This is a genomic window from Paraburkholderia pallida (genome assembly GCF_004524855.1).
GTDB classification, from domain to species: domain Bacteria; phylum Pseudomonadota; class Gammaproteobacteria; order Burkholderiales; family Burkholderiaceae; genus Paraburkholderia; species Paraburkholderia oxyphila.
On the sequence record NZ_CP038149.1, the window covers coordinates 591,022 to 610,015 of the forward strand.

General features: G+C 61.9%; 16 protein-coding genes. 9 read left to right on the plus strand and 7 right to left on the minus strand.

Features of this window, described 5'->3' with window-relative positions:
• Window positions 1-81: 81 nt before the first annotated feature.
• The gene (locus tag E1956_RS17895; protein ID WP_134751512.1) at window positions 82-681 is read left to right on the plus strand and encodes a hypothetical protein; all 600 of its coding nucleotides are present in this window, start codon (window positions 82-84) and stop codon (window positions 679-681) included.
• Window positions 682-787: 106 nt separating this feature from the next.
• The gene (locus tag E1956_RS17900; RefSeq protein WP_134751514.1) at window positions 788-1,762 is read left to right on the plus strand and encodes an NADP-dependent oxidoreductase; all 975 of its coding nucleotides are present in this window, start codon (window positions 788-790) and stop codon (window positions 1,760-1,762) included.
• Window positions 1,763-2,073: 311 nt separating this feature from the next.
• Here the strand turns inward: E1956_RS17900 and E1956_RS17905 are convergent, their stop codons facing one another.
• Window positions 2,074-2,343, minus strand: coding sequence for a hypothetical protein (locus tag E1956_RS17905; protein WP_134751516.1), 270 nt, complete (start codon window positions 2,341-2,343; stop codon window positions 2,074-2,076).
• Window positions 2,344-2,506: 163 nt separating this feature from the next.
• Here E1956_RS17905 and tkt point away from each other — a divergent pair, with 163 nt between their 5' ends.
• Window positions 2,507-4,603, plus strand: a complete 2,097-nt coding sequence (gene tkt, locus E1956_RS17910) for a transketolase (RefSeq protein ID WP_134751518.1) — start codon at window positions 2,507-2,509, stop codon at window positions 4,601-4,603.
• Between the two features lie 186 nt (window positions 4,604-4,789).
• Window positions 4,790-4,990 (plus strand): hypothetical protein, encoded by a 201-nt coding sequence (locus E1956_RS17915; RefSeq protein ID WP_134751520.1) that lies wholly within the window; start codon window positions 4,790-4,792, stop codon window positions 4,988-4,990.
• A 91-nt stretch (window positions 4,991-5,081) separates the two neighbouring features.
• Here E1956_RS17915 and E1956_RS47380 read toward each other — a convergent pair whose 3' ends face one another.
• From E1956_RS47380 to E1956_RS46165, 4 genes are all read right to left on the minus strand, one after another.
• The gene (locus tag E1956_RS47380) at window positions 5,082-5,216 is read right to left on the minus strand and encodes a hypothetical protein (RefSeq protein ID WP_256377787.1); all 135 of its coding nucleotides are present in this window, start codon (window positions 5,214-5,216) and stop codon (window positions 5,082-5,084) included.
• Between the two features lie 620 nt (window positions 5,217-5,836).
• Window positions 5,837-6,121 (minus strand): hypothetical protein, encoded by a 285-nt coding sequence (locus tag E1956_RS17920; protein WP_197732892.1) that lies wholly within the window; start codon window positions 6,119-6,121, stop codon window positions 5,837-5,839.
• Window positions 6,122-6,443: 322 nt separating this feature from the next.
• Complete coding sequence (locus E1956_RS47540; RefSeq protein WP_335929999.1) at window positions 6,444-6,716, minus strand: HAD hydrolase-like protein; 273 nt, start codon at window positions 6,714-6,716, stop codon at window positions 6,444-6,446.
• Window positions 6,717-7,300: 584 nt separating this feature from the next.
• Window positions 7,301-7,471, minus strand: a complete 171-nt coding sequence (locus tag E1956_RS46165) for a hypothetical protein (protein ID WP_167760057.1) — start codon at window positions 7,469-7,471, stop codon at window positions 7,301-7,303.
• Window positions 7,472-7,753: 282 nt separating this feature from the next.
• Here E1956_RS46165 and E1956_RS47385 point away from each other — a divergent pair, with 282 nt between their 5' ends.
• The gene (locus tag E1956_RS47385) at window positions 7,754-7,945 is read left to right on the plus strand and encodes a helix-turn-helix domain-containing protein (RefSeq protein ID WP_134754550.1); all 192 of its coding nucleotides are present in this window, start codon (window positions 7,754-7,756) and stop codon (window positions 7,943-7,945) included.
• A 344-nt stretch (window positions 7,946-8,289) separates the two neighbouring features.
• Window positions 8,290-9,645, plus strand: a complete 1,356-nt coding sequence (locus E1956_RS17935) for an MFS transporter (RefSeq protein ID WP_134751522.1) — start codon at window positions 8,290-8,292, stop codon at window positions 9,643-9,645.
• A 243-nt stretch (window positions 9,646-9,888) separates the two neighbouring features.
• On the opposite strand, the gene E1956_RS17940 is transcribed toward E1956_RS17935, so the two are convergent.
• Window positions 9,889-10,884: an alpha/beta hydrolase fold domain-containing protein gene (locus E1956_RS17940; RefSeq protein ID WP_134751524.1), complete on the minus strand. Its 996-nt coding sequence runs from the start codon at window positions 10,882-10,884 to the stop codon at window positions 9,889-9,891.
• A 33-nt stretch (window positions 10,885-10,917) separates the two neighbouring features.
• Window positions 10,918-11,334 carry a hypothetical protein gene (locus E1956_RS17945; protein WP_134751527.1) on the minus strand — a complete coding sequence of 139 codons (417 nt, stop codon included), beginning with the start codon at window positions 11,332-11,334 and terminating at the stop codon, window positions 10,918-10,920.
• A gap of 1,029 nt (window positions 11,335-12,363) precedes the next feature.
• On the opposite strand from E1956_RS17945, the gene E1956_RS17950 reads away from it, so the two are divergent.
• The 3 genes from E1956_RS17950 to E1956_RS17960 are packed head-to-tail and all read left to right on the plus strand — an operon-like array spanning window position 12,364 to window position 18,981.
• On the plus strand, window positions 12,364-15,165 hold the full coding sequence (locus E1956_RS17950; RefSeq protein ID WP_134751530.1) for a type VI secretion system Vgr family protein: 2,802 nt from the start codon (window positions 12,364-12,366) through the stop codon (window positions 15,163-15,165).
• A 19-nt stretch (window positions 15,166-15,184) separates the two neighbouring features.
• A complete protein-coding gene (locus E1956_RS17955) occupies window positions 15,185-17,302 on the plus strand; it encodes a T6SS effector phospholipase Tle3 domain-containing protein (protein WP_134751532.1) in 2,118 nt (705 codons plus the stop codon).
• Window positions 17,302-18,981, plus strand: a complete 1,680-nt coding sequence (locus E1956_RS17960; RefSeq protein WP_134751534.1) for a type VI lipase adapter Tla3 domain-containing protein — start codon at window positions 17,302-17,304, stop codon at window positions 18,979-18,981. The genes E1956_RS17955 and E1956_RS17960 overlap by 1 nt, the downstream gene beginning before the upstream one ends.
• Window positions 18,982-18,994: the final 13 nt, after the last annotated feature.

The window sequence follows — 18,994 nt, forward strand, 5'->3', positions numbered from 1 at the left end:
TGCTTCTGGTTTTGAGGCATCCGAATTGAGTGGGATATCGCCCGCGCTTGCGTGTGACCGAAGCGCACAAGGAGGATTGCCATGTCTTTGATCGTTGCGAGCCGCTTCGCGACGTTCGACAACGCCGAAACGGCCATCGACAGGCTCCGGAGCCACGGTTTCGCGGATGAAGACCTGTCGCTTCTCTACGTGAACTACGACGCCCAGCAGGCGCGCTTTCCAGTGGGCGGCGGCGGCTTTGACGATCGGCAGTCGCGCTGGGCGTCGCCTGGCGCGGGAGCGGGTGCGGCGGTGGGGGCGATTGTGGGGCTCTTGTTCGCGACAGTGTTCTCGCTATTCGCTCCACGCTCGGTGCTCGTGCTGGCAGTGGCCGCCGGTGTGGGCGCCTATATCGGCGCGCTGCTGGGCGCGCTCGGGCAGACGTGCGGCGGCGCTCGCACGCGCCAGCACGATATCAGGCACGATCCTGACGGCACGCCGAAGCCGCACGTATCGAACGTGCTCGTGGCCGTCCATGTGAGTCCCGAGACTCAGCAACAGGTCGCGCATGTGCTGCGACAGGCGGGCGGCATGGAGGTTGAGCAGCATGGCTACCAATCGGTCGATGCGTTCGGAGAATACATCGGCATGGACGGCGTGCGTTGCTTTGGCAAGGCGCTCGGGCCCGTGCAGAGCGAGTGAGTTTGCCCCGCCGAGCAGGCGTGGCTTTTGCGAAAACCCTATGGGATGCGCGCACGCCGCGCGCTGGCAGATGTCCGCGTGGCTCTTGTCTTGCGGAGGGACTTCGATGGAACAGCTGCAACAAGCGTTACCCGAAATGATGCGCGCCTGGCGCGTTACCCGGTTTGACGGGATCGAAGCGCTCAGCTGCGAAAGCACCCCTGTTCCGCTGCTGTACGGCGACGAGGTGCTGGTCGAAGTGCAAGCTGCTGCGCTCAATCCCGTGGATCTGAAGACGCTGCACGGGCGCTACCCGGCAGTCGCGCAGCACGATTTGCCGTTTACGCTGGGGCGCGACGTCGCCGGTGTCGTTGCGAGAGGCAATCCGCGCGCTGCGGGGTGGGAACCTGGCACGCGCGTCTGCGCGTTCGTGGGCCAGGGCCCAGGCGCGCTGGCCGACTTCGTGGCCGTCTCCGCCAGTGCGCTCGCCAACGCGCCGCGCGCAGGCGCCGTCGCCATGGCGGCGGCCCTCCCGCTCGCCGCGCTCACGGCATGGCAGGGCTTGTTCGACTACGGCAAGCTCAAGCGCGGTGAACGCGTGCTGATCCACGGCGCGAGCGGCAGCGTCGGGCGCTTTGCCGTCCAGTTCGCGCGACACTGCGGCGCGCACGTGAGCGTTACGGCTTCGGCCCCCACGCACGACGTACTGCGCGCGCTGGGCGCGGCACAGACGATCGACTATCGCCACGAAGCCTTCGAGGACCTCACGAGCGAGATCGATCTCGTCTTCGATCTCGTGGGCGGCGCAGTGCAGGCGCGCTCGTGGAGCGTACTCAAGCACGGCGGCACGTTGATCTCGGCGCTCGACGAGCCGTCGCAGATCGAAGCCGCCGCACGTGGCGCATGCGCCGTGCGCTACACCGCGCGCCCGGATGGCGCGCAACTCGAGCACATCGTCGCGCTGGTCGACCGGGGGGCGATCAAGGTGGAGGTGGCCGAGCGCGTCGATTTCAGCGCCGTGAACGACGCTTTCGAGCGGCTCGAGCGCGGGCATTCCCACGGCAAGCTCGTGGCCATGGTCGAATGGCACCAGGCGCTTTGAGGGCCGCACAGGGCATGGACGTTGCGCTCGGATAACGTTGTGATCGCAATCATATGGCGTGCCGGGAAAGAAGCACGTCGGCACCGGTTTGTAGCGATTACACGTAATGTCGTTGCATGACGGCCAGGGGCAAGCCGGCCACCAGGTATGGAGCATGCGCGTCAACGCGTGCCGACCGGTGTCCGGGAAAGCGGCTTTCCCGGACACCCGCCGCATCATCGACCGCCGCATACGCCGTGCCGCCTTGCTGTTTTTTGGTACCGCTAACCGCCGTTCGCGGCTGAGGTCATGTTGTGCATCAAGGCGCGCTTTCAGTAGCTGCGCTCCGCTTGCTCGTGCTGCGGGCCGGGATCATGTGGATGGCGGTGCATCCATTCGTCGTGCTCCCAGTAGCGGTGGCCGTCCCAATAGCGGTCGCCGTGCCAGCCGAGTGTGATCGCGGCACCATGCTCCGGTGGGGGAGCAGGCTCTTCATACCTCGGCTGCGGTGCATAGTCTTCCGCGTAGACCGCGCTGGCCGTGGCGAGCGCGGCGCCCGCCACGAGCGCCATCAGAATCGTTACATTCGTCACAGGTTTCATCACGTACCCTCCCTCAGATATCCGAAGTCGCGCACGGCTTGTGCCTGTGCATTGACGACTCACCACGGACGGCGCGGCACCGAATTTGCGAGATTGTTCGCTGCCGCGCCTGTCCCGGTCCGCGGCGCGCAATTTTCAGGAGTCTTGCCAGGAGCCGCCGCCCATGTCACACGCCCAAACCGCCCCACAGTCTTCGCACGATCTCGATCGTCTCGTCATCGACACGATCCGCACCTTGTCGATGGACGCCGTGCAAAAAGCGAACTCGGGACACCCCGGCACACCGATGGCGCTCGCCCCCCTCGGCTACCGGCTCTGGCAATACCACCTGCGCTACGATCCCGACGCGCCGTTGTGGCCCAACCGCGACCGCTTCGTGCTTTCGGTCGGCCATGCCTCGATGCTGCTGTATTCGCTGCTGCATCTCTCGGGCGTGAAGGCCGTGGACGCGCATGGCAAGCCAACCGGCAAATCCGCCGTCTCGCTCGACGACATCAGGCAGTTCCGCCAGCTCGACAGCGTGACGCCGGGCCACCCCGAATATCGCGTGACGAGCGGCGTCGAAACCACCACCGGGCCGCTGGGCCAAGGCCTTGGCAATAGCGTGGGCATGGCGATGGCCGAGCGCTGGCTCGAGGCGCGCTTCAATCGCCCCGATGCCGCACTGTTCGACTATCGCGTGTACGCCCTATGCGGCGACGGCGATCTGATGGAAGGCGTCTCGCATGAAGCGGCGTCGCTGGCCGGGCATCTGCGGCTTTCCAATTTGATCTGGATTTACGACAGCAATCGCGTCACGATCGAAGGACACACCGATCTCGCCTATAGCGACGACGTCGAAGCGCGCTTTCGCGGTTACCACTGGCACACGCTGCACGTCGACGACGTCAACGACGCCAACGCGCTCGAAGCTGCCCTCGAAGAAGCGAAACGTGTGACAGACAAGCCGACGCTGATCGTCGTGAAGAGCATCATCGGCTGGGGCGCGCCGCACCGGCAGGACACGGCGGCGGCGCATGGCGAACCGCTCGGCGAAGAGGAAGTGCGGCTTGCGAAGCGCGCCTACGGGTGGCCTGAGGACGCGCAGTTCCTCGTGCCCGATGGCGTGCGCGAGCACTTCGCCCACATCATGGGCGCGCGCGGCAAGGCCCTGCACGACGCGTGGCTGCAACGCTTCGATGCCTATGCCAGAAGTCACCCGGAGCTCTCGAAGGAGCTGAGCCTGATGCTCGAGGGTCGCCTGCCCAACGGCTGGGACGCAGACATTCCCAGCTTCGAAGCCGACGAAAAAGGCATGGCGACACGCGAGTCGTCGGGCAAGGTGCTCAACGCCATCGCGAGCCGCGTGCCATGGCTGCTCGGCGGCGCGGCCGATCTCGCGCCATCGACGAAAACGCCGCTGAAATTCGAGGGGGCCGGCAGCTTCGAGCACGGCAGCTACGCAGGCCGCAACCTGCACTACGGCATACGCGAGCACTGCATGGGCGCTGTCTCGAATGGCCTCGCGCTTTCTGGCCTCATACCGTTCGCATCGACCTTCCTCATTTTCAGCGACTACATGAAGCCACCGATGCGCCTCGCGGCAATCATGGAACTGAACGTCGTCTACGTGTTCACGCACGATTCGATCGGCGTGGGCGAAGACGGCCCTACGCATCAACCCGTCGAGCAGCTTGCCTCGCTGCGCGCCGTGCCCGGCCTCATGACGCTGCGGCCCGCCGACGCCAACGAAGTGGCGCAGGCATGGCGTGTCGTGCTCGCGCAGCCGCGCATGCCGGCCTGCATCGTGCTCACGCGCCAGCCGCTGCCGACCTTCGACCGCGCGAAATATGCGAGCGCAGAAGGTCTGCGGCGCGGCGCCTACGTGCTGGCCGACCCGCCCGCCGGCAAGCGGCCCGAGGTGCTGCTGCTCGCGACGGGCAGCGAGGTGGCGCTGTGCATCGACGCTTACGAAACGCTTGCGCGCGAGGGCATCCATGCGCGCGTGGTGTCGATGCCGTCATGGGACCTCTTCGAACGACAGGACGAGGCATACAAGGATGCTGTGCTGCCACCCGCCGTGCATGCGCGCGTGGCCGTCGAGCAGGCCGCGACGCTCGGCTGGGACCGCTACGCCGGGCGGCTCGGCGCCCAGATCGTAATGCATACGTTCGGCGCATCGGCGCCGCTCAAGGCACTGAGAACGAAGTTCGGCTTCGCGTCGCAGCGCGTCGTAGACGAGGCGAAAAGGCAGATCGCGCGATGCAACGCGAGTAGCTGAAATTTTCGGTTGTCGTTGAACAGCCAGTCCTCGAAGAATGGCGACGACGAGCTGGGCGGCCGAGCTTTGCACTTCGTTCACCATCAAACCGGGAGGTAAATCGCGCATCCCGCGAGCGCCTTTCTCAGCCCCATTGCATGCGTACATCACCTCACCAGGCTTCAAAGGTTGGGAGCGGACCCGGCGTTGGCCGCCGAAGTGCGACAGAGCCTCATCAACAGCTTCGTCGTGCTCGCCGGATTCCAGCGTTATATCGAGCCGGTGGTTGCCTCACAGGGTCACCAGGGCTTGCGGCTGCTCGCGGCCAACAAAGCGCTCAGGCAGGCGCCTGTGAACGGCCGCGGCGAGAGAGACGAGATGTGTTCTCTGCAGATTGCGGAGCAATGAGACAGCGCGCTCGACTATCCCCTGAGCGCGTCAAACGTTGAGCCGGGTTTGGGCTAACACTCGGGCATGATCAGCTGCACTGCACGCATCGTCATACCAGGGCTCCATGATCGGACACCACGGCTGCAGGAAGCGGGGTGACCATCATGTTCAACGGATCCTTGCTGAGCATTGCGATGATGTCGGCCGCGCATTGAGGCCCGGAAGCTGCAATGTCGACGGTCATCGACTCTACGCCCGTCCTGCGATCGACGCTCACGGTCCAGCGACACACCTTTGCGCCGCTTTTCGCAAGGATTTGCCATATCGGAACGATTTGGAGCGTGCCCCTGCACGCACGGATAGAAAGACGTTGAATGACCATTTTCGTTACCTTTTCGTGACTGTCGTAGCCGGGAAAAGACCGTATGAAGCCTACACCAGGGAAGGTTAAAGTGCATGTCCGAGTTGTCCAAAAGTCGAAATTTCAGGACAAATCTGGTCTAAGACGGTACACAAGCATTTGGCTGTTCTGTATCGAGCAAACGATTCGACGAATACATTGACAAACACCGCGCACAAAATTGCAAGCGCTCGGGTACGGTGCTAAAGCGCGCCTGAGCAAACGAATTGGGGCGAATACAATGCCATCGCACGACGGTCTGCGGGAGGGCAACGTGGCACTCACCCGCCTGCTAACTGGCTCGATCGCCCTGATGGTTCTGGCGTTTGGAGCGCTTGCCTGATACTTCTGCGTGGCCCGGGCGCCTGGGCGCAGCATCGCGTCGGCGCTCTCCTCGTGGGCGCGCTCGGTCTTGCAGGCGGCGCGGTCAGCCCGCCGGACCGTTGCTGGTGTTCCTTGGCTCGTCACCTGGCCTGTCGTGGCCGTGACGTCCCTGAGCGATTGACATGGAGCGTTTGCGCGCGGCCGATCTTGCCTGAGCGCTCGTCGATCCACTCGATCGCCCACTGGTGCGCACACTCTACAGCCTGGTTCTCGCTATCAAACCAGGCTATATCGCGTTCAATGTGTAATTCTGGTTCGTCGCCGTCGACCTGTGAGACTCGCGTCAGGCGTACGTGAGCAAAGAACTTGCCAATGGAAATATCCGGTGTTGCATCGATAAACCAGCCGCCGTACTCGTACAGCATGATTGCCTCCGATACCCAGGCTCATTTAACCGTTGCTCACCTGGGTGAATTTGCCAAGCAGAGCGCGCTTGGCGAGTAGGCGACACAAAACGTCTGTTCCGCCAAATCTGTTGCCGCAAGGAGCATGCCTATCGGCACAATGCGATCAAGGTGCGGGTGGACGCGTGCTTCGATATCGACGCCGTGCAGGACGCATTCGCGCGCCTGGAGCGAAGCCATTCGCCCGGCAAACGGGTGACGATGCTCGAATGGAACACGCCCCATTGATCGCCGGGCTTCCAGTTATGTGCTTCGCGCGGAGCAATGGCGCCGGACGTACCGTTCATGGCGGCCTCGTCTCATGAGTCCAATGAGTCCAGCGCATGGTTTTGCACTCGTAGGCATCGTGCTCGACGATGACTTGTGCAGCTTCATAGAGATCCGAAACAATTGCGTAGGGCAGTCGTGCCGGAGCGCTCTGCCAATCGGTCAGGTTGCCGCAATCGGCAAGGATCGAGCGGCAGCCGGCGCGGTTGCCAGCTTCAACGTCGTCGAGCACGTCTCCGACTATCCAGCTGCGATCGAGATTGACGCGGCACTCGCTGCCTGCCCGCAACAGCAGGCCGGGCCGCGGCCTGCAGCAATAGCATGCGTGCGCCGCGCGGGCTGCTCACGATAACCAGCCGAAACCTCGCGCCCGCCAGCAAGGCGAGTGCTTCGACAGCGCGCGGCGCGAGGCGCATACGAGCCGGATCGATGTTGTACGGGACGGTTTCCAGCAGCATGCCGTCCCTGTCGATAAACACGGCCGGGCGCAAGGGAAAGTCTGATCCGGTTAGCATGTCTAATCACTTCAGCTTTCGGCGTACCAGCCCCCACGCGCGCCGTGGCGCACTTCGAGCGCAGCAACGCCTTACACGACATTGAGGATGCGTTTGTGCCGAACGAGGCTTCCGATCTGCAGCTCCCGGGAATGGGGCCATTGGCCAACCAAGGCAGACCCGTGCCCGGAGCCGGCTGATCAACGAGAACTCCGCTGTGTCGAAACCGCAATGGCGGACGTGTCGTGGATCTGAGACCGTGGGTGTTACGGCAGTGCAACGTCATACGCATTTGCCATGCCGCGCGCGCCGTGGGTACGGAGTCCGGCAAGCGGCCCGCTACGCGGAAGATTCGTCGCCTTATACAGCGCGACACGCCTCAGCGCGTTTTCCCTCCACCGTCGAGTCCCGCGCCTCTGCGCCAGACTTCCTTGCCACACTCGGAGAGTTCGCCGCTGCTGTGGGTGCGGTCCGGTTCGGTGCCGGGCACGGCCATCTCGCCGCCGGGCGGCTCCTGGGCTCGTTGCTTCGCACGTTTGCGTAGTGCCACGCGTTCGTCCTGCGTAGTCGCTCATATGTCAGCCTCCTGATCAGGTCTATCACGCGTATGGAGGAAGCATCGTGCGTGCCCTGGCGGCGTTGACCACGCCTCGCACTGTTCCGGCGTCGGGCACGCAAAACGGACGGCAGCACCAGAACGACCGACTGGTACAGCCATCCTTCGTCGGTGCAGATATGCGCGATGTCCGAGCGCCTGCTCGTCGTCACGTCAGCCGCTTTGTGCCGAACCGCTGCAGGCGATCATTGAGAGCCGGCGTCCGCAAGATTTTCACTGAAATGGGGACGGCACACGGGGCGGCCGGGCTCACTCTCGCCGACGGACAGGGGAGCCGTCATCGGCCTGCTCGACAAGGGCGTTTCGGTGAGCGAGATCGCGCGGCGTTTCGACACCTCGCGCCAACCCATCATGCGCATACGCGCGTCTTCAACGGCGTCTGCCGGAACGGAAAAAGCCAACGGCTAATGGCGGGTGGGGCGTGTAAACGGGAACAACCTCCGTGAGCGTCCGACGCTGGTGGTGTGCCACTAACAAGTTTGCGCGACGGATATCTACTATCTCGAAATTGGATAGTCGGTCGATCAATCTCGGCAAACCCAATAGTGACCTGCCTCTCTGGCCTTCCTTGCCGGCTGGGATGTCCCCGTGTCGGTGGTTTCACTCATTTGACGTCTATCAACCCGCCGTGAGAATTTGTTCCTTAAAGGAACGTGAGTTCTTTAGGCGAACAATCCGCGGTGCTTGGGCATTCCGGACAACGATCGCCAGGTGATGTGCTTAATGCCTTCGTATTGCAAGGGAGACCGTCGATGAGTCGAAAGCCGCTAGTCAATGTACAAACTTTCATTAACGAGCATCCGTTCGGAAGGTTCCAGTGGCTCGTATTCTTCATGTGTTTCGTCATTGTGCTGCTTGACGGTTTCGACACTGCTGCCATCGGCTTCATTGCGCCGTCGCTCCTCGGCGAGTGGCACATCGCCAAGCCGGACCTTGCGCCGGTGCTGAGTGCGGCGCTCTTTGGTCTCGCATGCGGCTCGCTGTGTGCCGGTCCCCTTTCGGACCGCCTGGGGCGTCGCTCGTTGCTGCTTGCCGCCGTGGCGCTTTTCGGCGTTGCCTGCCTCGGCTCCGCATTCTCATCCACTCCTCAGCAGTTGACTGCGCTGCGCTTCATCACCGGCCTCGGACTCGGAGCGGCAATGCCGAATGCAGTGACATTGATGGGTGAATTCTGTCCGGATCGCCGCCGCGCTACGGTCATCAATCTGATGTTCTGCGGTTTTCCGCTCGGTGCCGCGTTCGGCGGGTTTCTCGCGGCATGGATGATTCCTCATTTTGGTTGGCGCAGCGTGCTGATTTTGGGGGGTGTCACGCCGCTCGTGCTCGCAGGCCTGATCGCTGTCGAAATGCCTGAGTCGGTTCGCTTCATGGTTGCCGCCGCGCGTCCGCATGACCGGATCCAGGCGGCGCTCGCCCGCATCTCCAAATCGGCCTTTGAGGCGGATCGTTTCGTCCTGACCGAGACAGCACCGTCCACCGGTAGCAAAGGCTTGGGTCTGGTCCTTTCGAGGTCGTATATCGTCGGCTCGGTGATGCTCTGGCTGGCCTACTTCATGGGGCTGGTGATTTTCTACGCGTCGATTAACTGGATGCCGATTCTCCTGAAGGACGCAGGACTGACGCCGAGAAGCGCAACGCTCATCTCGGCGCTATTCCCGCTAGGCGGAGTTGGAGCTGTTCTGAGCGGCGTATTGATGGACCGGTTCAATGCCAATCGTGTTGTTGCGGTGTGCTATGCCCTGACCGCTGTGAGCGTTTACGCGATTGGGCAAGCGGCCGGCAACATGGGCGCACTGGTTCTCGTCGTTTTCCTCGCTGGCGTCTTGATGAATACGGCGCAGTCGTCGATGCCCGCCCTTGCAGCGGCGTTCTATCCGACTGAGGGGCGCGGCACGGGCGTCGCGTGGATGCTCGGCATCGGCCGATTCGGTGGCATCGCCGGCTCATTCCTCGTGGCTGAATTGACGCGTCGACACTTTGGCTTCGCGGGTGTATTCGCGGCAGTGGCGGTAGCAGGTCTTGTTGCTTGCGCGGGTTTGTTGATCAAGCAATTCGCGGTCACGCAAGCGGTTTCCGGCACGATCGGAGTCGAATCGATTCACCACTGAACGCGTGAGCCAGCGCCAATTTCCAGATTGTTCAGTCATTCGTTGCGAAAATGAGGCAGCGGGACGAAGCCACCAAGGGAGCGAGAGAGGTGCGGGCGGTATTTGCGAGCGGGTGATTTGCCCGCAACGCTGCCTTTTCGGAGGCGCGCCCGCGCGCGCGAACGCCAGGTCGAATGGACCGTATCTTCGGCATGGACCACACGTTCGCAGTGGGCTCTCGCGTCCGAAGCTTATGCCATGTCATTAGCTCAATGCCCCCAAATGCTGGTGCACGAAGCTTTCGATCGCCTCGCTCAGTTCCTGGTCTTCGGGCGCGCCCATGAAGCCGCCATGTGGCATGGCTTCGAACACATGAAGCTCCGCGGGAATGCGTGCGCGGCGCAGTGCACGATGCAGTCGCACCGTGTTGGAGAGAAAGAGGTCCCTGGTGCCGCTTTGCAGGAAGGTGGGAGGAAATCCCTTCGAGAAGTCGCCGAATAGTGGTGAGAGCCATGGGTGCGCCAGATCGGCCCCTTTGGCGTAGAGGAGATTGTTCGCCATGAGAGAGCCGGGCAGCACGACGTCGATCCACTGGTTAGTCTGGAAGCTGTCACCGGATTCGGTCAGGTCCACTTCTGGCGAAAGCAGCACGAGTGCGGCGGGCAGTGGCAAACCCTCGTCGCGGGCGCGCAGCGTCATGGCCGCGGCGAGATTGCCGCCCGCCGAGCGTCCGCCTATGACGACGTTTTCCGGAGCGTATCGCTCCAGCACGTGTGACCAGACCGCCATGCAGTCGTCGAGCGCCGCGGGATACGGGTGTTCGGGAGGCATGCGGTAGTCAACGCCGTAACATCGAATACGCAGTCGGTCCGCCTGCATCTGTGCACCAGCGCGGCAGGCGGCGCCCCCACCGAAGACCAGCGCCCCGCCGTGCAGGTCAATATAGGCGCAGTCGTCAGAGAGTGGGTCGACGGGTGTCGCGATATGGATCACCGCGCTGCCTACCCGAATGGTCTCCACGCCAGCGCGCAAATGTCCCGAGAGTTGTTCGAGCGCAGCGGCGTAGTGGGCGTCGACACTCGCCTTGACCTGCATCCACGCGTCGAATTCTTCAAGAGCGGGCATGACGTGGCGCGAGTTCAGCGGAACGCCTTGCTCATCCACGAGGCGCCTCAATGCGGTTTGCGCCGCTTGGCTGATCGAATCCGGAAACGGGACGATACGTGTGGGCAGCATGACGCCGCCGGGTTTGTCGTTCATTGTTTCAATCGGGAAAGGTGAGTTCGCCGCGAGTCATCTGACGCGACGCGCGCCGTGGCCGAGCGCGTTCATGGCCGCCTGCACGATGTGAGCGCGCCATTCGCGCTTCATGTCCGCACGCACAGCCTGCAACGCCGCGATGCCGAGTCCGGAAAACGCGCTGGTGACGCGCACGACGCGCTCAACGTCCACGTTCTTGAGATCGATCCCGAGCGCGGCGTAAAGGATCAGGCCAATCTCGACCAGTTGCGGATCTCCGTCGGGTTCGCTGTCGGCAATGCGGTTGGCGAGAGTGGATACGCCGGGCCAGTCATAAGTGAACTGTACCGCGTCCTCAACGATCGCACGATCGCGCTCGACACCAGGCGGCATGGATTCGACGCTTGCAAGCAGGGCCTGCATGTGTGCGCGCACCGATTCGACCGCCGCCGCTTCGGTACGGAACTGCAAACCTTGTTGCGGATGAAAGGGAAATGACAAATGGCAGACATCATGAGGAAGAGTATCGATGCCGCAATAAGGGGCGGATCTTCCCGGAGTAATGTTGAAGCCCTTGTAATGAGCGTGGAGCGAAGAGGCGGCGTTACCCTGTCCACGAAGGTTACCAACCTGCTAGCCGCGAATGAGTGACATGAAATTAACGAAACCGTACTGCATTGCGAAGCGCACGGTGTGGGCGGCGTATCAGCAGGGGAGGGCCTGAGCAGCTCGAGATGCTGCCATCGCTCACCAGTTCGCATCGACCGGTTACCAGGCGACACGCCAACCCTGACGTTTTCGTCGAAGGTATACAAAGGTCGATGCCCCGATGATTCGGAAGTTGATGTATCTGGCTGTTCAAATTGCGCAACGCTCCGAAGCATGACGCCAAAATAGCCTTTACGGTGTGATCAGGCAGATCAAGGCCATTCGCTAGCGTATCCGATGCGTATTCCCCCGAAGTGCGGCGACGCATATCGATTGTTTCGCCGGCCCATCCTGCCTGGCTCGCTGCAATTCGACCCGCGTCCAGTTTAGGTGTCGCTCTAGTGTTTATTCCGTCAATATTTTCGTATTGGCCATGTTTCTGTTTTGCCTGTTTTGCAAGTCGCCACGCCTGCGAAATTCGATTTGGGCAGTGTCCCAGTTGAGCTAGCCGAAAAGTGCTGGCAGCCTCGTAAGTGAGGACGAGACGTACGGCCTGATGGGAGGGAGATCTGTAGCTTTTGCAAGCTGCGCCGGCTTTCTCGGGAAAATGCACGCTGCATAGAAACACAGGTTTTCAGGTGGAATATTTTTCCTTTATCTCGCCGGTTGCCAATAAATCGGAAATAAATGCGGATTATTTGACGGTCGCTTCGGATGATTTGACAGGAGACTAAGTGCCTGATATTTTCTGCGCGATTTCTTCATGCGCGCGTAGTGCTTCGCAGACACGTGGCCGCAATACCGTAGTCAATTGAAAACGCATATCACCCAATTCCTACCGGGGAGCAGGTCGTGAACTTTCCCGCCATTCAGCGTGCATTTATCGGCGCCCTCCCGTCGCAGGATACACGCCCGTTCAGACTATACTGGCGCGCCTCTCAAGCCGATTTTTCGGGTTTATTGTTTCTGCAGCGGCTTGACATTCGCGAGGACCTCTGCGGAGGTGTAGAAGGCAGGCTTTCCTGCCTCTCAACCGCTAACGGGATTGCGCTCCAGAATTTTCTGGGCCAGCCAGTGACCATTCAGCTGGTGACCGACAAAGGCACGCTGCAGTCAATCTGCGCGATCGTCACCGATGCGCATGAAGGCGAGTCCGACGGGTCCCTCTCGACCTATCAACTGGTGGTTCGCGACGCGCTATCGATTTTGGAACGTCGCGTCAATACGCGGATTTTTCGCACAAAAAGCACACTGGATATTATCCAGACGCTGGTCCGTGAATGGCGGTCGAGAAGCACCACGCTCGCGGGAACGTTTGATATTGACGTGTCGCGGCTTGATGCGTCGAAATATCCGGTCCGTGAACAGACGCTTCAGTTCGACGAGTCCGACGCGGATTTCATCAGGCGTCTGTGCCGGCGGGAAGGCATCGCGTGGTTCGTCAAGGCAGGCGGCGGGCAAGGCGCCTCGGACCTGAGCGAGCAGCCGTTTCACACGCTCGTTCTCTTCGACAACGTCATCAAGCTCGAGCAGGCGCCGGCGGGCACAGTCTCCTATCGCGCGGACGCCACCGTCGGCATGAGCGACTCAATCACGTTGCTCACGAGTGGCCGACAGCTGGTTGCGGGGTCCGTGCGCCGCGTCAGTTGGGACTACAAGCCCAGCCAGATGGAGACGCTGCAGGGGCCAACGCGCGTTGACCAGGGCGCTGCGGGAAACGATCTGGCACGTCTGCTCTCGGACGCACGCATCGACGCCCCGCACATCGCGGACTCGCCGGACGACAACCAGCGTCTTGGGCGGGCGCGGCTGATGGCGCATGACGCGCAGGCCGTGCGCATGGACGGCGCAAGTGGTGTTCGTGACCTTGGGGTCGGCACCTGGGTGGCAGTCACGGGGCACCCCGAGCTTGACCAGTTGCCAGTCGTTGATCGCCGCGTGATCGTGACTTCGCTTCATCACCGTGGCGAAAACAATCTTCCGAAGGACCTGAACGAGCGGGCCCAGTCGCTGTTCACGGCAAGCCGGTGGTTGTTCGACTCGCCGCCGGCATCCGTCGGGACGCGCATGCGTCCCGCGACCATTCACGACTCGGAGCCGAGTCGATACGAAAACACGTTTGCCGGTGTGCCGCGCGGCACGCCGCTCACGCCGATGTATGACCCCCGGGCCGACTTGCCGCGCGTGTATCCGATCACGGGTGTGGTGGTCGTGCCCGACGGCGAAGAAGTGCATTGCGACGAGTACGGACGGATTTTCGTGCAGATCCAGGGCCTTGACGAGACCGACCATGCGCACGCAAGCGGTGCGGGCACCAACGGCACCCCTGCCGACAGCGCTGCAGTGCGGGTGCTCGGCGGCTGGGCAGGCGAAAACTATGGACAGCACGTCTTGCCCCGCGCCGGCATGGAGGTGCTGCTCGATTTCATGAACGGCGACCCTGACCGGATGTATGTCGCTGGCGTGTTTGCAAATGGGCAGAACATGCCCGCTACGTTCAGCCGGACCGGGGGGTTGCCAGGTAACCGCTATCTGACCGGCATGCGATCGAAGGAGATCCAGGGACAGCGTTACAACCAGCTCCGCCTGGATGACACGCCATCGCAGATCAGCGCGCAACTCGCGAGTGAACATGCGTATTCCCAGCTCAATCTCGGGTATCTCACTCAGCCGCGCAGCGACGGCAAGGGTGCGGATCGCGGGGAGGGCGCGGAGTTGCGCACGGATGCCGCTGCGGCCGTGCGCGCCGCGCAAGGCATTTTGCTGACGACGTATGCCCGGACCCAGGCGAGCGGCAACCAGCTGGATCGCAATGAGCTGATCCAGTTGCTCGGCGAATGTGCTGACCTCTTCAAGGCGCTGGGCGACTATGCCGGGCAGCACGGCGGGCAGGCGGCCGACGTGACAGGCCAGACGGCCGTTGCGGACGCATTCAAAAACTGGTCGCCCGGCGCCGGAAGTTCGGGAGGCAGCACGACCGCATCGACCAGCGAATCGCAGGCATTGATGGCGCTCGGTGCGCAGGCCGGATCGGTGAACCTGACGCCAAGGACGCATGTGACCTACGCGGGGCAGAACATCGATCAGGTCGCCCAGCAGCACGTGCAGTTGATGAGCGGTCAGCGCCTGAATGCGACGGCCGGTCAGGGCATGCAACTGTTCGCGCGCGGCACGGGTATTCAGGCCGTCTCCGGCGAAGGGCCGGTGCTCCTGCAGGCCCAGGCCGATGCCCTGACGGCGAACGCGCAGAAGGGCGTGACGATCAGCACGAACGAAAACGAGGTGCTGGTGACCGCGCCCACGATCCGCTTCGTCGCGCAGGACGGCAGCTACATCAAGCTCGGTGGGGGCGTGACGCTCGGCACGAACGGCGACATCAAGCTGTTGTCGGCTTCGCATCAGTGGGGTGGCCCTTCAACGCAGAGCGCGCCGAAATCGGCGTTCAACAACCAGCCCACCGATCAGCAATTCAGGCTGCACTACCCGGCCAACGCGACGGGCGAAACGGTGCCCGCGGCCCACAAGCCCTACCGGATCACACTCGACGACGGGAGCGTGATCGAAGGGAAGACCGATGCGAACGGGCTGACCAGTGTCGTCAAGGACGATGCCATGCGGATTCTCAAGATAGACATCCTGAAACAGGGCAGTTGAAAAACGACAGGTAAACGACATGTCTGCAACGACAAATACCGACCGTGTGATCAAGCGCGGCAATGCTGTCACGTATTCCAACCGCTCGGGGCCGCGCAACATCGAGCATCCCCGCGACCTCCCGGGTGTGGTGATTTTTCTGCATGGCGTGAATGACCCGGGCGTGGCTTATCAGCACGTCGAGACCGGTCTATGCGCGGGGCTCAAGGAACGACTGGACCGGGATGATCTGTGGCCCGGAGCATACGGGCTGCAGTTCAATGAGGCCGCGAAGCACACAAGCGGCGAGAAAGACTTCGATCAGTGGGCGAGTATCAAGTACGACCCGGATACGTATCAGTTCCAGCGAACTGACGTAACGGAAGGGGACAAGCAGACCCACAGCATGCTGATCCCTTTCTATTGGGGTTATCGCGCGGACTCGAAACATATCAAGGGCGGCGAGCAGCATCCCACGACGCTGAGAGGGCAGTACCAGGACACCTACGGCAACCGCTTGAACAAAAATTTTGCGAAAGGCGGCGGCATGTTCAACAACGCCACGACGAACATTCCCGAGATGTACGGGCCGGGCTTCCAGCAAAGCCTGGGCAACCGGGGGGCGTCCCTGCGCATGAGCGATTTCCAGTACAGCTCGACGAGTCCGGATCGCACCTACTACGTGCTGGCCGCAGTGCGTCTTGCCATGCTGATCCGCGAAATCCGCCGGTTCGATCCCAATGAGACTGTTACCATCGTGGCGCACAGCCAGGGGACGGTCATCTCGCTGCTCGCCCAGGCCATGCTGGCCGAAAGCAAGGACAAGGCCCGTTGCGCGGATTGCGTCATCATGGTCGACTCGCCCTACAGTCTTGGCGAGACAGCCTTCGCAACCGCTGCGCAACCGCAGGCGAAAAAATATACAACGGCCGGCAAACTCAATACGCTGATCAACATCGTGAAGGCCGTCACGGAGAATCCCCATACGTCGCCAGAGCTCACCGATCTTGTCTATCTGAACGAGCGTCACGCGGGGCGAGCGGGTAAAGGTTGGACGCCGGGCAAGGCGACCCGGATCGACAGCGTGGATCAGTCGACGCACGTCTTCGAAGAGCGCGATAACCGCGGAAAGGTGTATCTGTACTTCTGTCCCGAAGACACGACGGTCGCCATTCCGAACATCCAGGGTATCGGTACCTATGGCGTGCCCGATACCGTCTCCGAAGACTGGAAGGCGCTTCCAAAGAGTCCGAACTACCTGTCGTTGCTGGCGGGCGGAGATGGCATGGAGACTCACTTCGACACCCTGAAGGCGATGCAGGAGCTGAAAAAATATCGCTTTTATCAGCGCGTCTGGAGCAAGGGGGGCGGGATGGCAGATGGCAAATCGCCTCTTGTTGGCAAGTCGCCCGATTACACGGAGCGTTTGAAGAAAGGTTCGCTCATGGGCTCGCAGGAGAACCGGACGATCAACGCCGAGGCGATTGTGCCACCCTATCCGCCCCAGATGTTCGGTGACGAGGGGGTGAGAGGCAATGCCACGAAGCCGGGAAAAGACCAGCCGGATTATGTAGGCCGCGACACGTTGATTGGCAACCCCGATGCCAAAATACCCGGCATACCCGTCACGGACGCGCCAAGGGACGCGAGAATCCAGGGCGCCGAGGCCGTCAAGGCCTGGTTCAACAGCCACTCGACAGATCCCGAAGACCATACCGCATGGGTGCAACAACTCGATGGACTCGGCGCACTATCGCCGTTTGTTCGCGAGGAAACGCCGAACGAAGCGCGCGCGCGTCTGGGAAAGGACAGCTCGACGTGGGACGAGAACTCCTATCATTCGGCGATGTTACGCGACGACAATAACATCCGCCGGGTGGCGGCAATGGACGTCGCGATCGGGCAGGCAAAATCGCTCGACGATCCTGTTATGCGCGACTTGCTGATCGCGATTGCAGACTGGAAGATCACCAATAGCCAGATGCAGGTTATTTCGAAAAATACGTACTACGAGCGGCTCACTCAGGAATCGAAAGATTTGATCGAGGCGTCGAATACCTACTACACAACCGGGAGGTTCCCATCGGCTGCCATCGTCTCGCCGACGATACCGAAGATGGTGGATAAGGAAACGACCGGTGACCGGATGCTACGCTGATGAATACTCTTCTGCGGGCGCCGTCCCGCCCCAAGTTTTGGCCATATGTGCTGGTCCTGGTCGTCGTCGCTATTAGCTGGGTTGGTTATCAACTTTTTCGCTCCCATCATTACTGGGAACTCACTGGACTACAGGACCCCGATATGGGAAGAGGAATACGCAACGGCGTGGTGGCAATCGTAGCCATGGGCGGGTTCGCGTTTTTCGGCCACTGGATGATGAATGCCTCGGGCGCAAGCAGTGGAGCGAAGCCATCGCCTGCCGTTGCAGCTCCCGCTGTTGCGCCCGCTGCCGCTGTCGCCGACCCGTCCATGAATCCTGAAGTGGCCCGGGTCCTGGCGGGAACCGGGGAAAAGTATGCGCTCGAAATTCGCTCGGTGGGCCTCGTGGTCAAGGGCACACACCAGGCGAATGTGTGGAAGTTCATTCAGGAGAAGGCGAACAACTACGAGACATTCCTCTCGCGTGATCCGAAGGATTACGGGAGCAGCCCCGACGAGCGGAGAATTTTTTCGAATGTGGCGAGCAATGCCGCGTTCGGATACGCCGCCGCCAAGGCGGTGCATGACTGGCCGGTACCGGTGATCATTGTTGGGCCGCCGAATACGCTCAATCCCAACGCGTATAACCGCGCCGCGGCCGGCATCGTGGACGGCCGCAACGGAGCCGGTCTGGGTGCGACGGAATTCTTGTGGCTCGACGACCACAACACGACGAACGCGGCGGCGTCCATCGCCGAACTGTTCGACTTTTTCGACAAGCATCCGGACGTTCCGGCTGCGCTGATCCTGTCCCGGGACGGTATGCAGTACCGTTTGGGCCTGACGCCCGGCACGGCGCCCGAGCCGCGTGAGGCAGCCGTGCCGCCGATCCCCGACAGCATGGGCGGCCTGTTGGTCGCCCGTACGGATCGCGTGGACCAGCGCGTTCGCCCTTATGCGGTGAAGGTGCCTGGCGAGGTCGACACGCGGGATACCCAGTACGACGTGATCAAGCAGTGGAATTTCTACTGGGATAAAAATAACCAGTTTGGCGATGATGCAGACAAGGCGATTCGTCATGTCGGAACGATGAAGGCCGACTGGTGGATCAGCCAGTTGCCGGAGCTCTGGCAACACATTGGCAATCAGGGGCCGGGCGACTTCAAGCCGAGTCCCTATCTGCCGGTTCGCTGGACCGACTGGCAGCTCGAGCAGTTTGACGTTGCGCCGAGGCTTGGCTACCTGCATCGCCCGGTACAGGTCAAACTCACCGGCGACGACGGCAAACCGCTCAAGCGTGCCGAGGAAGTGGCGCGCCTGCAGCAAGGCTGGCAGCAGGCACTGGGCACCTTGCACGATGGCACGAAGCCTTCGCGCGTGTTCTACGACACGACGCTGGACCGGCAGTGGGTCATCCCGCTTACTCAGGCACTGCACGGCAATGCACAGGGTATCGACCTCGGCGACGTGAAGGACGGCTATGATATCGGCCGCCGCATTGGGGACACCGGCGTGAGTTCCGCGCTCGTGCAGCTATGCCTTGCCACGATTGCCGGCTACGAGGACGGACAGACGAGCGCGACTGTCAATCTGGTCGACGGCCACTCGGCAAGTATTGTGATGGTGAGTCCGCCGGATGCGGCCAGCAAGGCCATGAACGAAAAGAACGCGAGTGTGAGTCCGCTCTGGGGCAAGTAGCCTTTCATCGGCA